Consider the following 17,258-nt stretch of genomic DNA (forward strand, 5'->3'; position numbering starts at 1 on the left):
GGATGAAAAGGCGTGCTATTCTTCGCCACATTAAGCTATCGCTTCAGTACATTCTCATCCGGATGATTATGCAGCACGCGACCCGTCAGCGGAAATTCGCTTCCGCGTTTATGATTACCCTGTTTTTTATTCTGTTCAGCGGTCTGCTGCCGCTGAGCCTGGCGTACGCGCAGTCAAATGGCGATCTGCCATCCCGCGGCGAGGTACAGAATCAGCTTGATGCGCTGGAAAAGCAGAAGAACCTGTCGTCACGGGACAAACTGGCTCAGCAGGATCTGACTCAGACCCTGGAGATGTTGGAAAAGCTTAAGCGCGTCAAAGAAGAGAGCAGCGATCTCGACAAACAGATCGAGCAGGCGCCGGTCAAAATGCGCGAAGCGACCCGTAAGCTCGAAGCGCTACGCAAACCGCAGGACGATGCCGACACCAGCAAGCAACTGGCGCGCCTGTCCCTACGCCAGTTGGAGGAGCGGCTGGGGAGCGCCCTTGAAGACCTCCAGAATGCCCAAAGCGCTCTCTCCACTTTTAACAGCCAGCTGGTCTCGCTGCAGACCCAGCCGGAGCGGGTGCAGAATGCGATGTCCAGCGCTACCCGTCAGCTTCAACAGGTACGTAACCGTCTGAGCGGCACCGCAGCGGGAGACACCGCCCTGCGCGCCACTCAACAGGCGCTGTTACTGACCCAGCAGGCGGTGCTGAATGCCCAGATAGAGCAGCAGCGTAAGAGCCTGGAGGGCAATACCGCGCTACAGGATTCGCTACAAAAGCAGAAGGATTACACTACCGCCTGGATAAGCCAGCTGGAGCATCAGCTGAAACTGTTGCAGTCGGCGGTGAATAACAAGCGCCTGACCCTGACGGAGCGTACCGCCCGGGAGGCGGTCACTCCGGAAGAGGCCAGTAACATCCAGAAAAACCCGCTGGTGAAGCAGGAGCTGGACCTTAACCATCAGATCAGTCAGCGTCTGATCGATGCCACCCAGAATGGCAACGATCTGGTACAGCGTAATATTCAGGTCAAAACCTGGCTCGACCGGGCATTGCAGTCCGAACGGAACCTGAAAGAACAGATCGCGGTGCTGAAAGGGAGCCTGCTGCTGTCGCGTATCCTCTATCAGCAGCAGCAGACGCTGCCGTCGGCGGATCAACTGGAAGACATGACCAACCGCATCGCCGACCTGCGTCTGGAACAGTTTGATATTAACCAACAGCGGGATGAGTTATTCCAGCGCGACGCCTTTGTGGAGCGCCTGATTCAACTGGGGAAGGATAAAGAAAAAGCCCAGGTGGATGATGAAGTACGCGACGCGCTGCTGGAAGTGGTGGATATGCGGCGCGAGCTGCTGGACCAGTTGAATAAGCAACTGGGCAATCAGCTGATGCTGGCGATTAATTTGCAGATGAATCAGCAGCAGCTCATGAACGCCAGCGGCAACCTGCAAAAAATTCTGACTCAGCAGATTTTTTGGGTGACCTCCAACAAGCCGATGGACTGGGAGTGGTTCAAAGCCTTTCCTCAGGCGCTGAAGGACCAGATTGCGGGGATGAAGGATCTGTTCAACCGCGGCAAGTCATCGCCTGCGTGGGGGCTGGGACTACTGCTGGCATTGCCGCTGCTGCTGATAGCGGGTGTGGTACGCTGGCGTTTCCGCTGGCTGAAAGAGCGTCTGAAGACGCTGTCGGACGATGTGGGACAGTTGCGTAAAGACAGTCAGCTCCACACGCCGATGTCGATGCTGATTAACCTGGTGCGCACGCTGCCGGTTTCATTACTGATTCTGGGCGTCGGGGTACTGCTGCTGTGTATGCGCTTTACCTCCAGCGACCTGATGTGGGATATCGCCAAAGAGCTGGCGCTGTTCTGGACCATTTTCGGCCTGAGCTGGCGGGTGTTGGAAAAAGAGGGCGTTGCGGTACGCCACTTTATGATTTCACCGATGAACAGCCGCCACTATCGACGCCAGATGGTGCGTGTCAGCCTGGCGCTACTGCCGCTGTTGGTCTGGGCGGTGATTGGCGGCCATTCGCCGCTACACCTGATGAATGATGTGCTGGGTCAGTTCGTTATTTTCCTGAACCTGCTGCTGTTGGCCGGTTTGATGTTGCCGATGTGGCGCGACGCCTGGCGTGATAAAGAGTCCCACACCATTCGTCTGGTGGTGATCACCATCCTGCTGCTGGTGCCCATTGGTTTACTGGTGCTGACGGCGACCGGCTACTTCTATACCACGCTGCGTCTGGCGCACCGTTGGATCGATACCGTCTACCTGGTGATTATCTGGAACCTGCTGTATCAGACGGTGCTACGCGGCCTGAGCGTGGCGGCGCGGCGTATCGCCTGGCGCCGGGCTCTGGCGCGGCGCGAGGCGATGACCAAAGAGGGCGAAGAGGGGGGAGAAACGGTCATAGAGGAAGAGCCTCCGCTGGGGTTGGATCAGGTGAACCAGCAAACGCTGCGCCTGACCACGCTTGCGATGTTCGCCCTGTTTGGCCTGGTGTTCTGGGCCATCTGGTCTGATTTGATCACCGTCTTTACCTACCTTGATAGCATAGTTCTGTGGGAGTACAGCTCCGGCAGCGGCGGCTCTGCGGTGACCAAAAGCGTCACCATGGGCAGTATGCTGATAGCGCTGATTTCGTTTATGCTCGCCTGGGTGCTGATCCGCAACCTGCCCGGGCTGCTGGAGGTGTTGATCCTCTCCAGGCTGAAGATGCGTCAGGGCTCTTCTTACGCCATTACCACCATCCTCAATTATGTGATTATCGCCACCGGCGCCATTGCGGTGCTGGGTTCGCTGGGGATCTCCTGGGATAAACTCCAGTGGATGGCCGCGGGTCTGTCGGTTGGTCTGGGTTTCGGGCTGCAGGAAGTGTTCGGTAACTTTATCGCTGGTCTGATGATCCTGTTCGAACGCCCGGTGCGTATTGGCGATACCATCACCATTGGCACCTATTCGGGCACGGTCAGTAAGATTCGTATTCGCGCCACCACGCTGACCGACTTCGACCACAAAGAGATCATCGTGCCTAATAAGGCCTTTGTTACCGAGCGTTTGATCAACTGGTCGCTGAGCGACACCGTAACCCGCGTGGTGGTGAAGCTGGGCGTGGCCTATGGTTCCGATCTCGAAAAAGTGAAGAAGATCCTCTATCAGTCGGCCACCGATCATCCGAAAGTGATGCACGATCCGGCGCCGGAGGTCTTCTTCCTGGCCTTTGGGCAGAGCTCGCTGGATCACGAACTGCGTTTCTATGTGCGCACTCTGCTGGATCGCAATACCACCCTGGATGAGGTGAATCGCACTATCGAACAGCTGTGCCGCGAGCATGAGATTGACGTGGCCTTTAACCGCCTCGAAGTGCATATGCTCAACGACAAGGGCGATGAGCAGACCGTGGTGAAACGCGGTGGGGCGGATGACGGAGAAGGGGAGGCGCCGTCAGTCTGAGGATGACGGCACCTGGGCCTGCTTGCGTAAGAAATCCTGACGCACAATCTCCAGCGCGGCCAGCGCGGTGTGGGTCGGGATTTGGTGCTGCTCCAGCAGCATAATCAGATCGACGGCCAGTTTGACCTCGTCGGGGGCCTGCTCCAGTGACATATGGGTTCCTCCTGATTCTCGGTTAAAGCTCAGCGCAGCTTTCTTTGTGCGCTGCCTGAAATTTGTGCCAGGGCTGCCCGACAGCGATCGATACGACCTTCCAGCGCTTCCAGCTCGCGCACCAGTCGCTGCTGACCGGCCAGGGTCTGCTCTCTGGCCAGTTGCGCTTCCCGTTCGGCCTTCATCGCCAGCAGGCGACGCTCATAATCCTGATGGCGATGCATGCGGGCGCTCAGCCTGCTGGTAGCGCGGCGGGCATCGTCATAGCGGCGAAGCGTCCAGGTGGCGGATTCACGGGTCAGCGCCGCCATCTGATTCGCCAGCCGCTCCGCCAGCCAGGCGCTGCGCGCTTCATCCTGACGGGATACCGCCTGAGCCAGATGACGGTAGTTGTTCTCCAGCTCTGCCAGATAGTCCCCCAGCAGGGTGCCGCGGCAGCTGAACAACTTCACATCGAAACGCGGCATCAGGCTCATATGACCGGCCAGCGGCGCCAGCTCTGCCCTTAACTGCGCGATGCGTGCTTCCAGCGATTGCAGTAATTGGCTGGTGTTCATCTTCTCTCCGCGAATAATCCACTGATACACTTAACGCCATGTCACGTGGGAAGCGATATGCCAAAAATCATTCTAACCTTCATTGGCTGGCTGGCGGTAGTGCTGGCAACTCTGGGTGTGGTGCTGCCGCTATTGCCAACCACGCCGTTCTTATTGCTGGCGGCCTGGTGCTTCGCCCGCTCGTCGCCGCGCTTTCACTACTGGCTGCTCTACCGCTCGTGGTTCGGCGGCTATCTGCGCTTCTGGCAACAGCACCGGGCGATGCCGCGGGGGGCTAAACCCCGTGCGGTATTGCTTATCGTCATCACCTTTGCGATTTCACTGTGGCTGGTCAAACTTATCTGGGTGCGGCTGTTCCTGCTGGCGGGGCTGGTGGGGTTACTGGTTATGCTGTGGCGGGTGCCGGTTGTCGATTCGCCAGTTGATAAGGAACAACAAAAGCCGTAAACGACGGTCCTTGCGGTTGCAATTATGGTCCGCAGCCAGTAAATTCTGGCGTCTTCGAGCGCGGCGCGTGGTTAACAAACAGACAATGGAGCAGCGATATGCTCCTGGCGCGCCGTGAGTAACACCGTATTTATCAGGCATTTCATTATGACCGCGACTGCGCAGCAGCTTGACTATCTGAAAAACAGTATTAAAAGCGTTCAGGACTACCCGAAGCCGGGGATCCTGTTCCGTGACGTGACCAGCCTGCTGGAAGACCCTCAAGCGTATGCCCTGAGCATCGATCTGCTGGTGGCACGTTACAAAGCGGCCGGCATCACCAAAGTGGTGGGAACCGAAGCCCGCGGCTTTCTGTTCGGCGCGCCGGTCGCTCTGGGTCTGGGCGTAGGCTTTGTGCCGGTACGTAAGCCGGGCAAACTGCCGCGCGAAACTCTTAGCGAAAGCTACGAGCTGGAGTACGGCACCGACAAGCTGGAGATTCACGTCGACGCCATCACCCCGCAGGATAAAGTGCTGGTGGTGGACGATCTGCTGGCTACCGGCGGCACCATTGAAGCGACCGTGAAACTGATCCGTCGACTGGGCGGTGAAGTGACGGACGCCGCCTTTGTTATCAATCTGTTCGACCTGGGCGGTGAGCAGCGCCTTTCGAACATGGGCGTAGCCAGCTATAGTTTGGTGCCTTTCCCGGGCCACTAATTCCGGCGCCCTGGAGGCGTCTGAGATTGTGGTATCGCGCATTAAGGCAGCCTCGCCCAAATGGGTGGGGCTGTGTTAGCATTACCCTCCTGAATTTCCCCGAGAGCCTATATTCTGATGAGCTACCAGGTGCTGGCCCGTAAATGGCGTCCACAAACCTTTGCCGATGTCGTCGGTCAGGAGCATGTCCTGACCGCGCTTGCCAACGGCCTCAACCTGGGCCGTATTCACCACGCTTATCTGTTTTCCGGCACCCGCGGCGTCGGTAAAACCTCTATCGCCCGTCTGCTGGCGAAAGGGCTGAACTGCGAAACCGGCATTACCGCTACCCCCTGCGGCCAGTGCGAAAACTGCCAGGCCATCGAGCAGGGGCGTTTTGTCGATCTTATTGAGATCGATGCCGCATCGCGCACCAAAGTGGAAGACACCCGCGATCTGCTGGATAACGTGCAGTACGCCCCGGCGCGTGGCCGCTTCAAGGTCTATCTGATCGACGAAGTGCATATGCTGTCGCGCCACAGCTTCAACGCCCTGTTGAAGACCCTGGAGGAGCCGCCGTCGCATGTGAAATTCCTGCTGGCGACCACCGATCCCCAGAAGCTGCCGGTCACCATTCTGTCACGCTGTTTGCAGTTCCACCTGCGGGCGCTGGATGCCGGGCTGATTCGCGATCGGCTGGACTATATCCTTAATCAGGAAAATATTGAGAGTGAATCCCGGGCATTGCAGCTGCTGGCGCGTGCCGCGGAGGGCAGCCTGCGTGATGCTCTGAGTCTGACCGATCAGGCCATTGCCAGCGGCGACGGCCGCGTGACCACCGAGGCGGTCACCGGCATGCTGGGTACCCTGGATGACGATCAGGCGATGAGCCTGGTGGAAGCGATCGTTCAGGCCGACGGCCAGCGCGCCATGAATCTGGTGCAGGAAGCTGCCGCCCGCGGCGTGGAGTGGGAAGCGCTGTTGATCGAGATGCTGGGACTGTTGCACAAGGTGGCGATGATCCAACTGTCGCCTCAGGCGTCGGTTGGCGATATGGCGCAGCTTGAGCCGCGCCTGCGGGAACTGGCGCGCACCGTACCGCCCGGCGATGTGCAGCTTTATTACCAGACGCTGCTGATTGGGCGTAAAGAGCTCCCCTGGGCGCCGGATCCGCGTATGGGCGTAGAGATGACGCTGCTGCGCGCGCTGGCGTTCCACCCGAGTGCGCCGTTGCCGGAGCCGGAATCGGAACCGGCCATGCGGGCGCAGCCCGCCGCCGCGCCGATGGCGACACCGCCGCCGTCTGCGGATTCGCCGCCCGTACCGCGCAGCGAGACGCCGCTATCGGACACCACCAGTCAGGTATTGCAGGCCCGCAGTCAGCTCCAGCGTCAGGGAGCTGAACGAGCAAAAAAGGGTGAACCGGCGGCGCAACAGCGTTCAGCGCGGCCGGTAAGCTCCTCTGCGCTGGAACGTCTGGCCTCGGTCACTGAGCGGGTACAGGCGCGCGCTTCCACCGCTGTTGCAGAGCAGGAGACGCCTGCGAAGAAAGAGGCCTACCGTTGGAAGGCCCAGAACAAAGTCGCGGTGGTGAAAGAGAAGGTCGCCACCCCGAAGGCGCTCAGAAAGGCGCTGGAACATGAAAAGACGCCGGAACTGGCGCTCAAACTGACCGAAGAGGCCATCGCACGAGATCCGTGGGCGGCGGAGGTCAGCCAGTTGAAGGTTCCCAAACTGGTAGAACAGGTGGCGCTTAATGCCTGGAAAGAGCAGGTCGGTGAACATCAGGTGTGTCTGCATCTGCGTTCCAGCCAGCGCCATCTGAATTCGGCTGGTGCCCGCCAGGCGCTGAGTGACGCCATGTCAGCCCTGGCCGGGGCGCCGGTAGAACTGACTATCATTGAAGATGACGATTCCGCACAGCGCACGCCGCTGGAGTGGCGCCAGGCTATCTACGAAGAGAAGCTGGCCCAGGCGCGGGATTCGATTACCGCGGATGGTAACATCCAGACGCTGCGTCGATTCTTCGATGCGGATCTGGATGAAGAGAGCATCCGCCCCGTTTGACGCCGTTTTCCGGTGTCGAATTATTTTTAACGCCGCCGTTACGCGGCCCGAGCAAGAAGAGAGACTGATATGTTTGGTAAAGGCGGTCTGGGCAATCTGATGAAGCAGGCCCAGCAGATGCAGGAAAAAATGCAGCAGATGCAAGAGGAAGTCGCCGCCATGGAAGTGACCGGCGAATCCGGCGCGGGCATGGTGAAAGTGACCATTAATGGTGCGCACAACTGCCGCCGGGTGGAGATCGACCCGAGCCTGCTGGAAGACGACAAAGAGATGCTGGAAGATCTGGTTGCCGCCGCGTTTAACGACGCCGCGCGCCGTATCGAAGAGACTCAGAAAGAGAAGATGGCTTCCGTCTCCTCCGGCATGCAGCTGCCGCCGGGCTTTAAGATGCCGTTCTGATGCAAACCAGCCCGCTGTTAACGCAGCTGATGGAAGCGCTGCGCTGTCTGCCCGGGGTCGGGCCGAAGTCGGCGCAGCGCATGGCGTTTACCCTGCTGCAGCGCGATCGCAGCGGCGGTATGCGTCTGGCGCAGGCGCTGTCCCGCGCTATGTCGGAGATTGGGCACTGCGCCGACTGCCGGACCTTTACCGAGCAGGAAATTTGCAACATCTGCTCGAACTCCCGGCGTCAGGAAAATGGCCAGATCTGCGTGGTGGAAACGCCGGCGGATATTCATGCCATTGAGCAGACCGGGCAGTTTTCCGGCCGTTACTTTGTGCTGATGGGCCATCTGTCGCCGCTGGACGGTATCGGTCCGGACGATATCGGTCTGGATCGACTGGAGCAGCGCCTGGCCAGCGAGTCGCTGAAAGAGGTGATTCTCGCCACCAATCCCACGGTGGAAGGCGAAGCGACCGCGAATTATATCGCCGAGCTCTGCGCCCAGTACGGGGTTGACGCCAGTCGCATCGCCCACGGCGTGCCGGTAGGCGGCGAGCTGGAAATGGTCGATGGCACCACGCTGTCTCACTCCCTGGTTGGCCGCCACAAGATCTCTTTTTAACCAAACGGGGAGCCGCTTTTCGCTCCCCGCTTGAATTTATTCCCCTTTGTCCCCATCTCTCCCTCAACCTGTTTTTTCACCCCTGTTTTCATTTTTGTTGAGGAATCACCACATATGAAAGGACAAGAGACTCGCGGTTTTCAGTCAGAGGTTAAACAGCTTCTGCACCTGATGATCCACTCACTCTATTCGAATAAAGAAATTTTCCTGCGTGAGCTGATCTCCAACGCTTCGGACGCGGCGGATAAACTTCGTTTCCGTGCCCTTTCCCAGCCGGATCTGTATGAAGGCGATGGCGATCTGCGGGTACGTATCTCTTTTGATAAAGAAGATCGCACGCTAACTATCTCCGATAACGGTATCGGGATGACCCGCGACGACGCCGTTGAGCATCTGGGTACCATCGCCAAGTCCGGCACCAAAGCTTTTCTGGAGTCCATGGGCTCAGACCAGGCCAAAGACAGCCAGCTGATTGGTCAGTTCGGCGTGGGCTTCTACTCAGCCTTTATCGTGGCGGACAAAGTGACCGTTCGCAGTCGTGCTGCGGGTACCAGCGCTGAAAGCGGCGTATTCTGGGAATCCGCAGGCGAAGGGGAGTACACCGTCGCCGATATCACCAAAGATTCCCGCGGTACTGAAATCACCCTGCATCTGCGCGAAGGGGAAGAGGAGTTCCTCGATGCCTGGCGCGTGCGCTCAATTATCGGTAAATACTCCGACCATATCGCGCTGCCGGTCGAGATCGAGAATCGCGAAGAGAAAGACGGCGAAACCGTCGTCTCCTGGGAAAAAATCAACAAGGCCCAGGCGCTGTGGACCCGTAACAAGTCGGAAATCAGCGAAGACGAATACAAAGAGTTCTATAAGCACATCGCCCATGACTTCAGCGATCCGCTGGCCTGGAGCCACAACCGGGTTGAAGGGAAGCAGGAGTACACCAGCCTGCTGTACATCCCTTCCCAGGCGCCCTTTGATATGTGGAACCGCGACCATAAGCACGGGCTGAAGCTCTATGTGCAGCGGGTTTTCATTATGGACGACGCCGAGCAGTTTATGCCGAACTACCTGCGCTTCGTGCGCGGGCTGATCGACTCCAACGATCTGCCGCTCAACGTATCGCGTGAAATCCTGCAGGATAGCAGCGTCACCCGCAGCCTGCGTAACGCCCTGACTAAACGCGCCCTGCAGATGCTGGAAAAACTGGCGAAGGACGATGCTGAAAAATATCAGACCTTCTGGCAGCAGTTCGGCCTGGCGCTGAAAGAAGGGCCGGCGGAAGATAACAGCAACCAGCAGGCTATCGCGAAGCTGCTGCGCTTTGCCTCCACCCATACCGACTCTGCGGCGCAGACCGTTTCGCTGGAAGAGTATATTGGCCGTATGAAGGAAGGTCAGGAGAAGATTTACTACATCACCGCCGACAGCTATGCGGCCGCCAAGAGCAGCCCGCACCTCGAGCTGCTGCGTAAGAAGGGCATTGAGGTTCTGCTGCTCTCTGACCGCATCGACGAGTGGATGATGAGCTACCTGACCGAATTCGACGGCAAAGCCTTCCAGTCGGTGTCGAAGGCCGATGAGTCGCTGGAAAAACTGGCGGATGACGTAGATGAGAGCGCTAAAGAGGCCGATAAAGCCCTTGAACCTTTTGTCGATCGCGTGAAAACGCTGCTTGGCGAGCGGGTAAAAGAGGTACGCCTGACCCACCGTCTGACCGACACGCCGGCTATCGTCACCACCGACAACGACGAGATGAGCACCCAGATGGCGAAACTGTTCGCGGCGGCTGGTCAGGCCGTACCGGACGTGAAGTACATCTTCGAACTGAATCCGGAGCACCCGCTGGTAAAACGCACTGCGGATACCCAGGACGAGGCGCAGTTTGGCGAGTGGGTCGAGCTGCTGCTGGATCAGGCGCTGTTGGCTGAGCGCGGCACCCTGGAAGATCCCAACCTGTTTATTCGCCGGGTTAACCAACTGCTGGTTTCCTGAGGCTGATAGCGCTAAGCCCCGCCGTGAAGGCGGGGCTTTTTTGCGTCTGGCGTCCACCGTTGGCTTTCTTGTGATGGGAAAGGCTTAGTGGTAAGGTCTTCCCTCTGTTTATTCTACACATCCATTCGTAAGGGGAATTACGCAATGCGTATTATTCTGCTCGGCGCGCCCGGCGCTGGTAAAGGTACTCAGGCACAGTTCATCATGGAGAAGTACGGGATCCCGCAGATCTCCACCGGTGATATGCTGCGCGCCGCGGTAAAATCGGGCTCCGAACTCGGCAACCAGGCTAAGGAAATCATGGATGCCGGGAAACTGGTCACCGACGAGCTGGTGATTGCGCTGGTGAAAGAGCGTATCGCTCAGGAAGATTGCCGTAACGGCTTCCTGCTGGACGGCTTCCCGCGCACCATTCCGCAGGCAGACGCCATGAAAGAAGCCGGTATCAAGGTGGATTTCGTGCTGGAGTTCGCGGTACCGGACGAGCTGATCGTCGATCGCATTGTGGGCCGCCGTGTGCATGCCGCTTCCGGCCGCGTTTATCACGTAAAATTCAATCCGCCTAAGGTGGAAGGTAAAGACGACGTGACCGGCGAAGAGCTGACCACCCGTAAAGATGACCAGGAAGAGACCGTGCGTAAGCGCCTGGTGGAATACCATCAGATGACGGCGCCGCTGATCGGCTACTACCAGAAAGAGGCCGAGGCCGGTAACACCCAGTACGCCAAAGTTGACGGCACTCAGGCCGTTGCCGACGTTCGCGCTGACCTGGAAAAAATCCTCGGTTAATGCCGCATTTGCTCCATCCCGAACGGGGTGGGGCACACCCGCTAAACATCCTCCGCTTTTCGTGCTGTTCCCTCCTCCTTTTACTGCGATTGGTTTCGCCCTCCGGCTTTTCAGATACAATTAGCCCCCTGTTACAGCGATTAAGAGGTGGAGCTTTGCGTCAGGAAAAAATGGGAGTGTTACTGGCTAACCTGGGAACGCCGGATGCGCCGACGGCGAGCGCGGTAAAACGTTATCTGCGTCAGTTCCTGAGCGACAGACGGGTGGTGGATACGTCCCGCCTGCTGTGGTGGCCGCTGCTGCGAGGGGTGATCCTGCCGCTGCGCTCCCCCAGAGTGGCGAAGCTCTATCATTCGGTCTGGATGGCGGAAGGCTCCCCGCTGATGGTCTACAGCCGCCGTCAGCAGCAGGCGCTGGCCCGGCAGCTAAAGGATATGCCGGTGGCGTTGGGTATGAGCTACGGCCAGCCGTCGCTGGCATCGGCGCTGGACGAGTTGCTGGACGCCGGTGTGGATCACATCGTGGTGTTGCCGCTCTATCCGCAATATTCCTGCTCCACGGTAGCGGCGGTCTGGGATGAGCTGGCGCGCCTTCTGGCTACGCGCCGTCGCCTGCCGTCCGTCTCCTTTATTCGCGACTATGCGGATCATCCGGCCTACATTCAGGCGCTGGCCGCTTCAGCGCGTCGAGCCTTTGAACAGCACGGCGAGCCGGATATGCTGCTGCTCTCTTACCACGGTATTCCCCAGCGCTACGTTGATGAAGGGGATGACTACGCCCAGCGTTGCCGTACCACCACCCGGGAACTGGTCTCGGCACTGGGCATCTCGCCGGATAAGGTCATGATGACCTTCCAGTCGCGCTTTGGCCGCGAGCCCTGGTTGACGCCCTACACCGATGAGACCATGAAAATGCTGGGCGAAAAAGGGGTGAAGCACGTTCAGGTCATGTGCCCGGGCTTTGCCGCCGACTGTCTGGAAACCCTGGAAGAGATTGCGGTACAGAATCGGGAGTTCTTCCTGGAAGCCGGGGGCGAGAAGTATGAGTATATTCCTGCCCTTAATGATGAAGAAGCGCATATCGGCATGATGGAAGCGCTGGTGGGGCGCTACCGGTAATCGCGGTCAGGCGGAGACTGTGCTAACATCGCCGCCTTTCGATGCACCTGAACGGTTATCATGAAATTTCCCGGTAAACGTAAATCCAAACACTATTTCCCCGTCAGTAACCGCGATCCGCTGCTGCAACAGTCGCCGCCGGAAAGCGAACAGAGCGCCAGTTGGGTGGTGGGTATCGACCAGACGCTGGTTGATATCGAAGCCCGGGTCGATGACGATTTTGTTCGTCGTTATGGACTAAGTCTGGGCCATTCTCTGGTGATTGAAGACGATGTGGCGGAAGCGCTCTACCAGGAGCTGGTGCGCGAGAACCTTATTACCCATCAGTTTGCCGGTGGCACCATTGGCAATACCATGCACAACTATTCGGTACTGGCGGATGACCGTTCGGTGCTGCTGGGCGTGATGTGTAATAACATCGAAATCGGCGGTTACGCTTACCGCTATCTGTGCAATACCTCCAGCCGTACCGATCTCAACTACCTGCAAGGCGTGGATGGCGCCATTGGCCGCTGCTTCACGCTGATTAACGAGCACGGCGAGCGAACCTTCGCTATCAGTCCGGGGCAGATGAACCAGTTGCATGCTGAAAGCATTCCCGAATCGACCATTGCCGGGGCTTCGGCGCTGGTGCTTAGCGCCTATCTGGTGCGCTGCAAAGAGGGCGAGCCGATGCCGGAAGCCACCATGCAGGCCATCGACTACGCAAAGCGCTACGATGTGCCGGTCGTGCTGACCATGGGCACGAAGTTCGTGGTGGCCGACGACCCGCAGCGCTGGCAGACATTTTTACGCGATCACGTCTCGATACTGGCGATGAACGAAGAAGAGGCCGCGGCGCTGACCGGTATTGAGGATCCGCTACTGGCGGCAGATCGGGCGCTGGAGTGGGTAGATCTGGTGTTGTGCACCGCCGGGCCGCAGGGGCTCTATATGGCGGCGTATACCGAAGATGAAGCGAAGCGTCAGACCCGTCAGCCGCTGCTGCCCGGGGCCATCGCCGAATTTAATCAGTATGAGTTCAGCCGGGCGATGCGCCGCCACGAATGCCAGCAGCCGCTGCGGATCTACTCCCATATCGCGCCTTACATGGGGGGGCCGGAGAAGATTATGAACACCAATGGCGCAGGCGACGGCGCGCTGGCGGCGTTGTTGCACGATATTACCGCCAACCGCTATCACCGGGCGAAGGTGCCCAATTCCAGCAAGCACGGCTATCACTGGCTGACCTATTCGTCGCTGTCTCAGGTGTGTAAGTACGCCAACCGGGTAAGCTATCAGGTACTGAATCAGCATTCGCCGCGCCTGAGTCGCGGGCTGCCTGAGCGGGAAGACAGTCTGGAAGAGGCTTATTGGGAGCGTTGAGACTGTTGACAAACCTCTGAGTGATTCATTGACGGGCAGAACATGAAGGGAAAGTGGATTGTTCCGTTCACTTTGAGCCAGAGCTTCTCTGTTGATTCACAGCCGGTGAACGGGTCAGGGGGAGCTCAGTCGCCGCCCCCCTGACAACCCGGGCTCCCCGGCAGTAAAAATCGCCGCTGATGCGGGCCCCTGCGCGTTCACGACAGCCGGACGGGTCGGGCATGACGGTACCTCCTTGTACCGCATGCCCTCAGCCCGACGTCCTGTCGGGCTGACCCTGGCAGCCGTGAACGCTCCGGCGATTTTTAAGCCGGACTCTAAACACCCACCCGTTTTTTATCGTGTTGCAATATTTAAAAGGGCTTTGTCAGCAGTCTGAACGGGCGACGAATGTCGCCCGTTTTGCTGTCAGTTAACGACCGAGCTATCCGGCACCACCGGCTGTTGGGTGGCGTCCTTCAGCAGCGCCAGCATGGTACTGGCGATCTCCCGCTCGCCCATCACCACCTGGTTAGCGCCGCGCTCGGCGATGTAGTCCACTTCGTCGTCATAGTGGGCGCGGGCGATAATCTCGATATCCGCATTTTTCTCCCGGGCAGTGGCCACAATTTCACCGGCTTCGTAGCCGTTCGGGATGGTCAGCAGCAGCCAGCTTGCGCAGTCCAGATGCGCCAGCGCCATAATCTCTTCATTGGCGGCATTGCCCAGCACGGCGCGGATACCGCGCTCGCGCAGCGCATCCACCCGGGAGCGCGACGTCTCTATCACCACCAGCGGAACCCCTTTCGACAGCAGCTTCTCGCCGATCAGGCTACCGACGCGGCCATAGCCCACCAGCAGCACGTGGTTGCAGATATCCACCGGAATCTGTTTCTCGTCTTCCAGCGCCTCTTCCAGGGTCTGCTCTTCCAGGGTTTCGTGCTTACGCAGATAGCGCTCGAGCAGGGTAAACAGAATCGGGTTGAGCATAATCGACAGGATGGCGCCCGCCAGCACCAGATTCTGGCCGGTTTTGGGCAGCAGGCCCATCGCCATACCCAGACCCGCCAGGATAAAGGCAAACTCGCCAATCTGCGCCAGGCTGGCGGCAATGGTCAGAGCGGTACGCTGGGAATGGCCGAACATCCTGACTAACAGGAAGGCGGCCAGCGATTTACCGAAGATGATAATGGCCACCACGGCCACTACCGCCAGCGGCTCTTCCAGCAGGATCTGCGGATCGAACAGCATTCCCACCGAAACAAAGAACAGCACTGCAAAAGCGTCGCGCAGCGGCAGGGTGTCGTGAGCGGCGCGATGGCTCAGTTCTGATTCATTCAGCACCATACCGGCGAAGAAGGCGCCCAGCGCAAAGGAGACGTCGAACAGCTCCACCGCGCCCATGGCGATACCGAGCGCCATGGCCAGCACCGCCAGGGTAAACAGTTCCCGGGAACCGGTAGCGGCGCTACGGGCCAGAATCCATGGCACCAGTCGGCGGCCCACCACCAGCATCAGGGCGATAAAGGCCGCCACTTTGCCGATGGTCATCAGCATATCCAGACTCAGGGAAACGAAACCAACGTTGCCTTTTTCCAGCATGCCTGCCACCGCTGGCAGCAGTACCAGGGTCAGCACCATCACCAGATCTTCGACAATCAGCCAGCCGATGGCGATCTGCCCGCGGTGACTGTCGAGCAATTGCCGTTCTTCCAGGGCTCGCAGCAGCACCACGGTACTGGCGGTGGAAAGACAGAGACCGAAGACGATGCCGGTCATCAGCGACCAGCCGAGCCACCAGGAGAGCCCCATCCCCAGCAGCGTCGCCACCGCGATTTGCAGCACGGCGCCGGGAATGGCGATGGATTTAACCGCCATCAGATCTTTCAGGGAGAAGTGCAGACCCACCCCAAACATCAGCAGAATCACGCCCAGTTCGGCCAGCTCCGGCGCCAGTTGCGTATCGGCAACAAACCCGGGCGTAAACGGCCCAACCAGAACCCCCGCAAGCAGATAACCTACCAGTGGTGATATACGCAGCCTGTTGGCGAGCATACCGAGTAAAAAGGCCAGCACGAGGCCGCCGACAATGGTGGTAATAAGCGGGGTGGCATGATGCATTCCGTCTCCTTTGGTCTGTAATAAATCCCGGATCCGCCCGCGAACGGACGGGGCGCTACGTAATAGTTTATGACAATTTTTTCATTCGCGTTTGTTTTCAGGTGTTGAATTTTTACGAAAATACGATTTTTTTCGCAAAAAGAGATCGAAGGGAGTAATTATGGTCCTAAGCTGACCAGGGGCATTGGGAGGTATGGGGTTAAATACCGGCCAGATCAAGTATCTGGCCGGAAAAATCAATCTTTTACGCGGTTATCTGGAAGGAATACCGTCAGAATGCCAAGAAGTGGCAGGAAAGCGCAGATTTTATAAACCAGCTCGATACTGGTCTGGTCGGCAATCAGCCCCAGCACAGCGGCGCCAAGGCCTCCCATCCCGAAGGCAAACCCAAAGAACAGCCCCGAAACCATACCGATACGTCCGGGCATTAGCTCCTGGGCATAAACCAGAATGGCGGAAAAGGCCGATGCCAGAATAAAGCCGATAATCACCGTCAACACCCCGGTCCACCACAGGCTGGCCCACGGCAGAATCAGAGTAAAAGGAGCGACGCCGAGAATCGAGCACCAAATCACCACTTTACGACCCACTTTGTCGCCCACCGGCCCGCCAATCAGGGTACCGGCCGCCACGGCAAACAGAAAGGCGAACAGATGGAGCTGGGCGTTTTGTATCGACAGACCGAATTTATGCATCAGATAAAAGGTGTAATAGCTGCTGATACTGGACAGGTAGAAGTATTTGGAGAAGATCAGCGCCAGCAGCACGCAGACGGCCAGCACCACTTTTTTGCGTGGCAGAGGGGATACCGCCTTCTGAACCGGGCGACCGCGGGTCATACGATGCTGGGCTGCATACCAACGGCTTACCTGAAGCAGCACGATAATTGCCAGCATGGCCGCCAGCACAAACCAGGCCACGTTGCCTTTGCCGTAAGGCGCGATAATCACCGCCGCCAGTAACGGCCCCAGAGAGCTGCCGAAGTTACCGCCTACCTGAAACAGCGACTGGGCCAGACCGTGGCGACCGCCGGAGGCCATACGCGCCACCCGGGAAGATTCCGGATGAAACACCGACGAACCGGTACCCACCAGCGCTGCTGCGATCAGCACCTGCGGAAAGCTGCCCGCCATCGCCAGCATCACCAGGCCGCTAAGGGTAAAGCACATGCCGACTGGCAGCGACCAGGGCATAGGGTATTTGTCGGTGTAGTAACCCACCAGCGGTTGTAGCAGCGAGGAAGAGACCTGGTAGGTCAGGGTGATAAGCCCGACCTGCACGAAGCTCAGAGAGAAGTCGGCCTGTAGCAGCGGGTAGATCGCCAGCAGCAGCGACTGAATCATATCGTTCAGCAGATGGGAGAGGCTGATAGCCCCCAGAATACCGAACGCGGTGCGGGACCTGGGGGGCGCAACAGGGGCGCCGCCCAGAGAGGGGTTTTGTTCACTCATGCCATAGTTACCTGAAAATTATGTTTATTTTATATACTCTGAATTATTCGATCGCTCCGTGGGTACTCGAAAGCGCCGGAATAGATGCAGG

Annotated in this window: 14 protein-coding genes and 1 other annotated feature; of the genes, 10 read left to right on the plus strand and 4 right to left on the minus strand. The window is 58.5% G+C overall.

What is annotated here, in order from left to right; all coding sequences use genetic code 11:
• The first annotated feature begins 68 nt into the window (after positions 1-68).
• A complete protein-coding gene (mscK, locus tag SCU88_RS05705; RefSeq protein WP_431810092.1) occupies positions 69-3,449 on the plus strand; it encodes a mechanosensitive channel MscK in 3,381 nt (1,126 codons plus the stop codon).
• Here the strand turns inward: mscK and rsmS are convergent.
• Both rsmS and priC read right to left on the minus strand, forming a co-directional pair.
• On the minus strand, positions 3,441-3,602 hold the full coding sequence (gene rsmS / locus SCU88_RS05710; RefSeq protein WP_175339415.1) for a pleiotropic regulatory protein RsmS: 162 nt from the start codon (positions 3,600-3,602) through the stop codon (positions 3,441-3,443). The two genes, mscK and rsmS, sit on opposite strands and share 9 nt — an antisense overlap.
• Before the next feature lie 29 nt (positions 3,603-3,631).
• Complete coding sequence (gene priC / locus SCU88_RS05715) at positions 3,632-4,159, minus strand: primosomal replication protein PriC (protein ID WP_175339416.1); 528 nt, start codon at positions 4,157-4,159, stop codon at positions 3,632-3,634.
• A 57-nt stretch (positions 4,160-4,216) separates the two neighbouring features.
• Here priC and SCU88_RS05720 point away from each other — a divergent pair, with 57 nt between their 5' ends.
• The 9 genes from SCU88_RS05720 to SCU88_RS05760 all read left to right on the plus strand — a co-directional run bounded on the left by SCU88_RS05720 (position 4,217) and on the right by SCU88_RS05760 (position 13,616).
• Positions 4,217-4,606, plus strand: a complete 390-nt coding sequence (locus tag SCU88_RS05720; protein ID WP_175339417.1) for a DUF454 family protein — start codon at positions 4,217-4,219, stop codon at positions 4,604-4,606.
• A 147-nt stretch (positions 4,607-4,753) separates the two neighbouring features.
• Positions 4,754-5,305, plus strand: a complete 552-nt coding sequence (gene apt, locus SCU88_RS05725) for an adenine phosphoribosyltransferase (protein ID WP_138096055.1) — start codon at positions 4,754-4,756, stop codon at positions 5,303-5,305.
• Positions 5,306-5,422: 117 nt separating this feature from the next.
• Positions 5,423-7,351, plus strand: a complete 1,929-nt coding sequence (gene dnaX, locus SCU88_RS05730) for a DNA polymerase III subunit gamma/tau (RefSeq protein WP_175339418.1) — start codon at positions 5,423-5,425, stop codon at positions 7,349-7,351.
• Positions 6,675-6,742 (plus strand) — a sequence feature (DnaX frameshifting element). It overlaps the preceding gene by 68 nt.
• Positions 7,352-7,420: 69 nt before the next feature.
• Entirely contained in the window at positions 7,421-7,750 is a 330-nt protein-coding gene (locus SCU88_RS05735) for a YbaB/EbfC family nucleoid-associated protein (RefSeq protein ID WP_138096057.1), read from the plus strand.
• A complete protein-coding gene (recR, locus tag SCU88_RS05740; protein WP_138096058.1) occupies positions 7,750-8,355 on the plus strand; it encodes a recombination mediator RecR in 606 nt (201 codons plus the stop codon). Before SCU88_RS05735 ends, recR begins: the two co-directional genes overlap by 1 nt.
• Positions 8,356-8,469: 114 nt before the next feature.
• Entirely contained in the window at positions 8,470-10,344 is a 1,875-nt protein-coding gene (gene htpG, locus SCU88_RS05745; protein WP_175339419.1) for a molecular chaperone HtpG, read from the plus strand.
• Positions 10,345-10,488: 144 nt separating this feature from the next.
• Positions 10,489-11,133, plus strand: a complete 645-nt coding sequence (adk, locus tag SCU88_RS05750; RefSeq protein ID WP_138096066.1) for an adenylate kinase — start codon at positions 10,489-10,491, stop codon at positions 11,131-11,133.
• A 155-nt stretch (positions 11,134-11,288) separates the two neighbouring features.
• A complete protein-coding gene (hemH, locus tag SCU88_RS05755) occupies positions 11,289-12,251 on the plus strand; it encodes a ferrochelatase (RefSeq protein WP_175339420.1) in 963 nt (320 codons plus the stop codon).
• A gap of 60 nt (positions 12,252-12,311) precedes the next feature.
• Positions 12,312-13,616 carry an inosine/guanosine kinase gene (locus SCU88_RS05760; protein WP_175339421.1) on the plus strand — a complete coding sequence of 435 codons (1,305 nt, stop codon included), beginning with the start codon at positions 12,312-12,314 and terminating at the stop codon, positions 13,614-13,616.
• A gap of 408 nt (positions 13,617-14,024) precedes the next feature.
• Here SCU88_RS05760 and ybaL read toward each other — a convergent pair whose 3' ends face one another.
• Both ybaL and SCU88_RS05770 read right to left on the minus strand, forming a co-directional pair.
• The gene (gene ybaL, locus SCU88_RS05765; RefSeq protein WP_175339422.1) at positions 14,025-15,716 is read right to left on the minus strand and encodes a YbaL family putative K(+) efflux transporter; all 1,692 of its coding nucleotides are present in this window, start codon (positions 15,714-15,716) and stop codon (positions 14,025-14,027) included.
• 236 nt (positions 15,717-15,952) lie between these two features.
• Entirely contained in the window at positions 15,953-17,167 is a 1,215-nt protein-coding gene (locus tag SCU88_RS05770; RefSeq protein ID WP_175339423.1) for an MFS transporter, read from the minus strand.
• Between the last annotated feature and the right edge of the window lie 91 nt (positions 17,168-17,258).

Source organism: Jejuibacter sp. L23 (assembly GCF_050815825.1).
Taxonomy (GTDB): Bacteria; Pseudomonadota; Gammaproteobacteria; order Enterobacterales; family Enterobacteriaceae; genus Jejubacter; species Jejubacter calystegiae.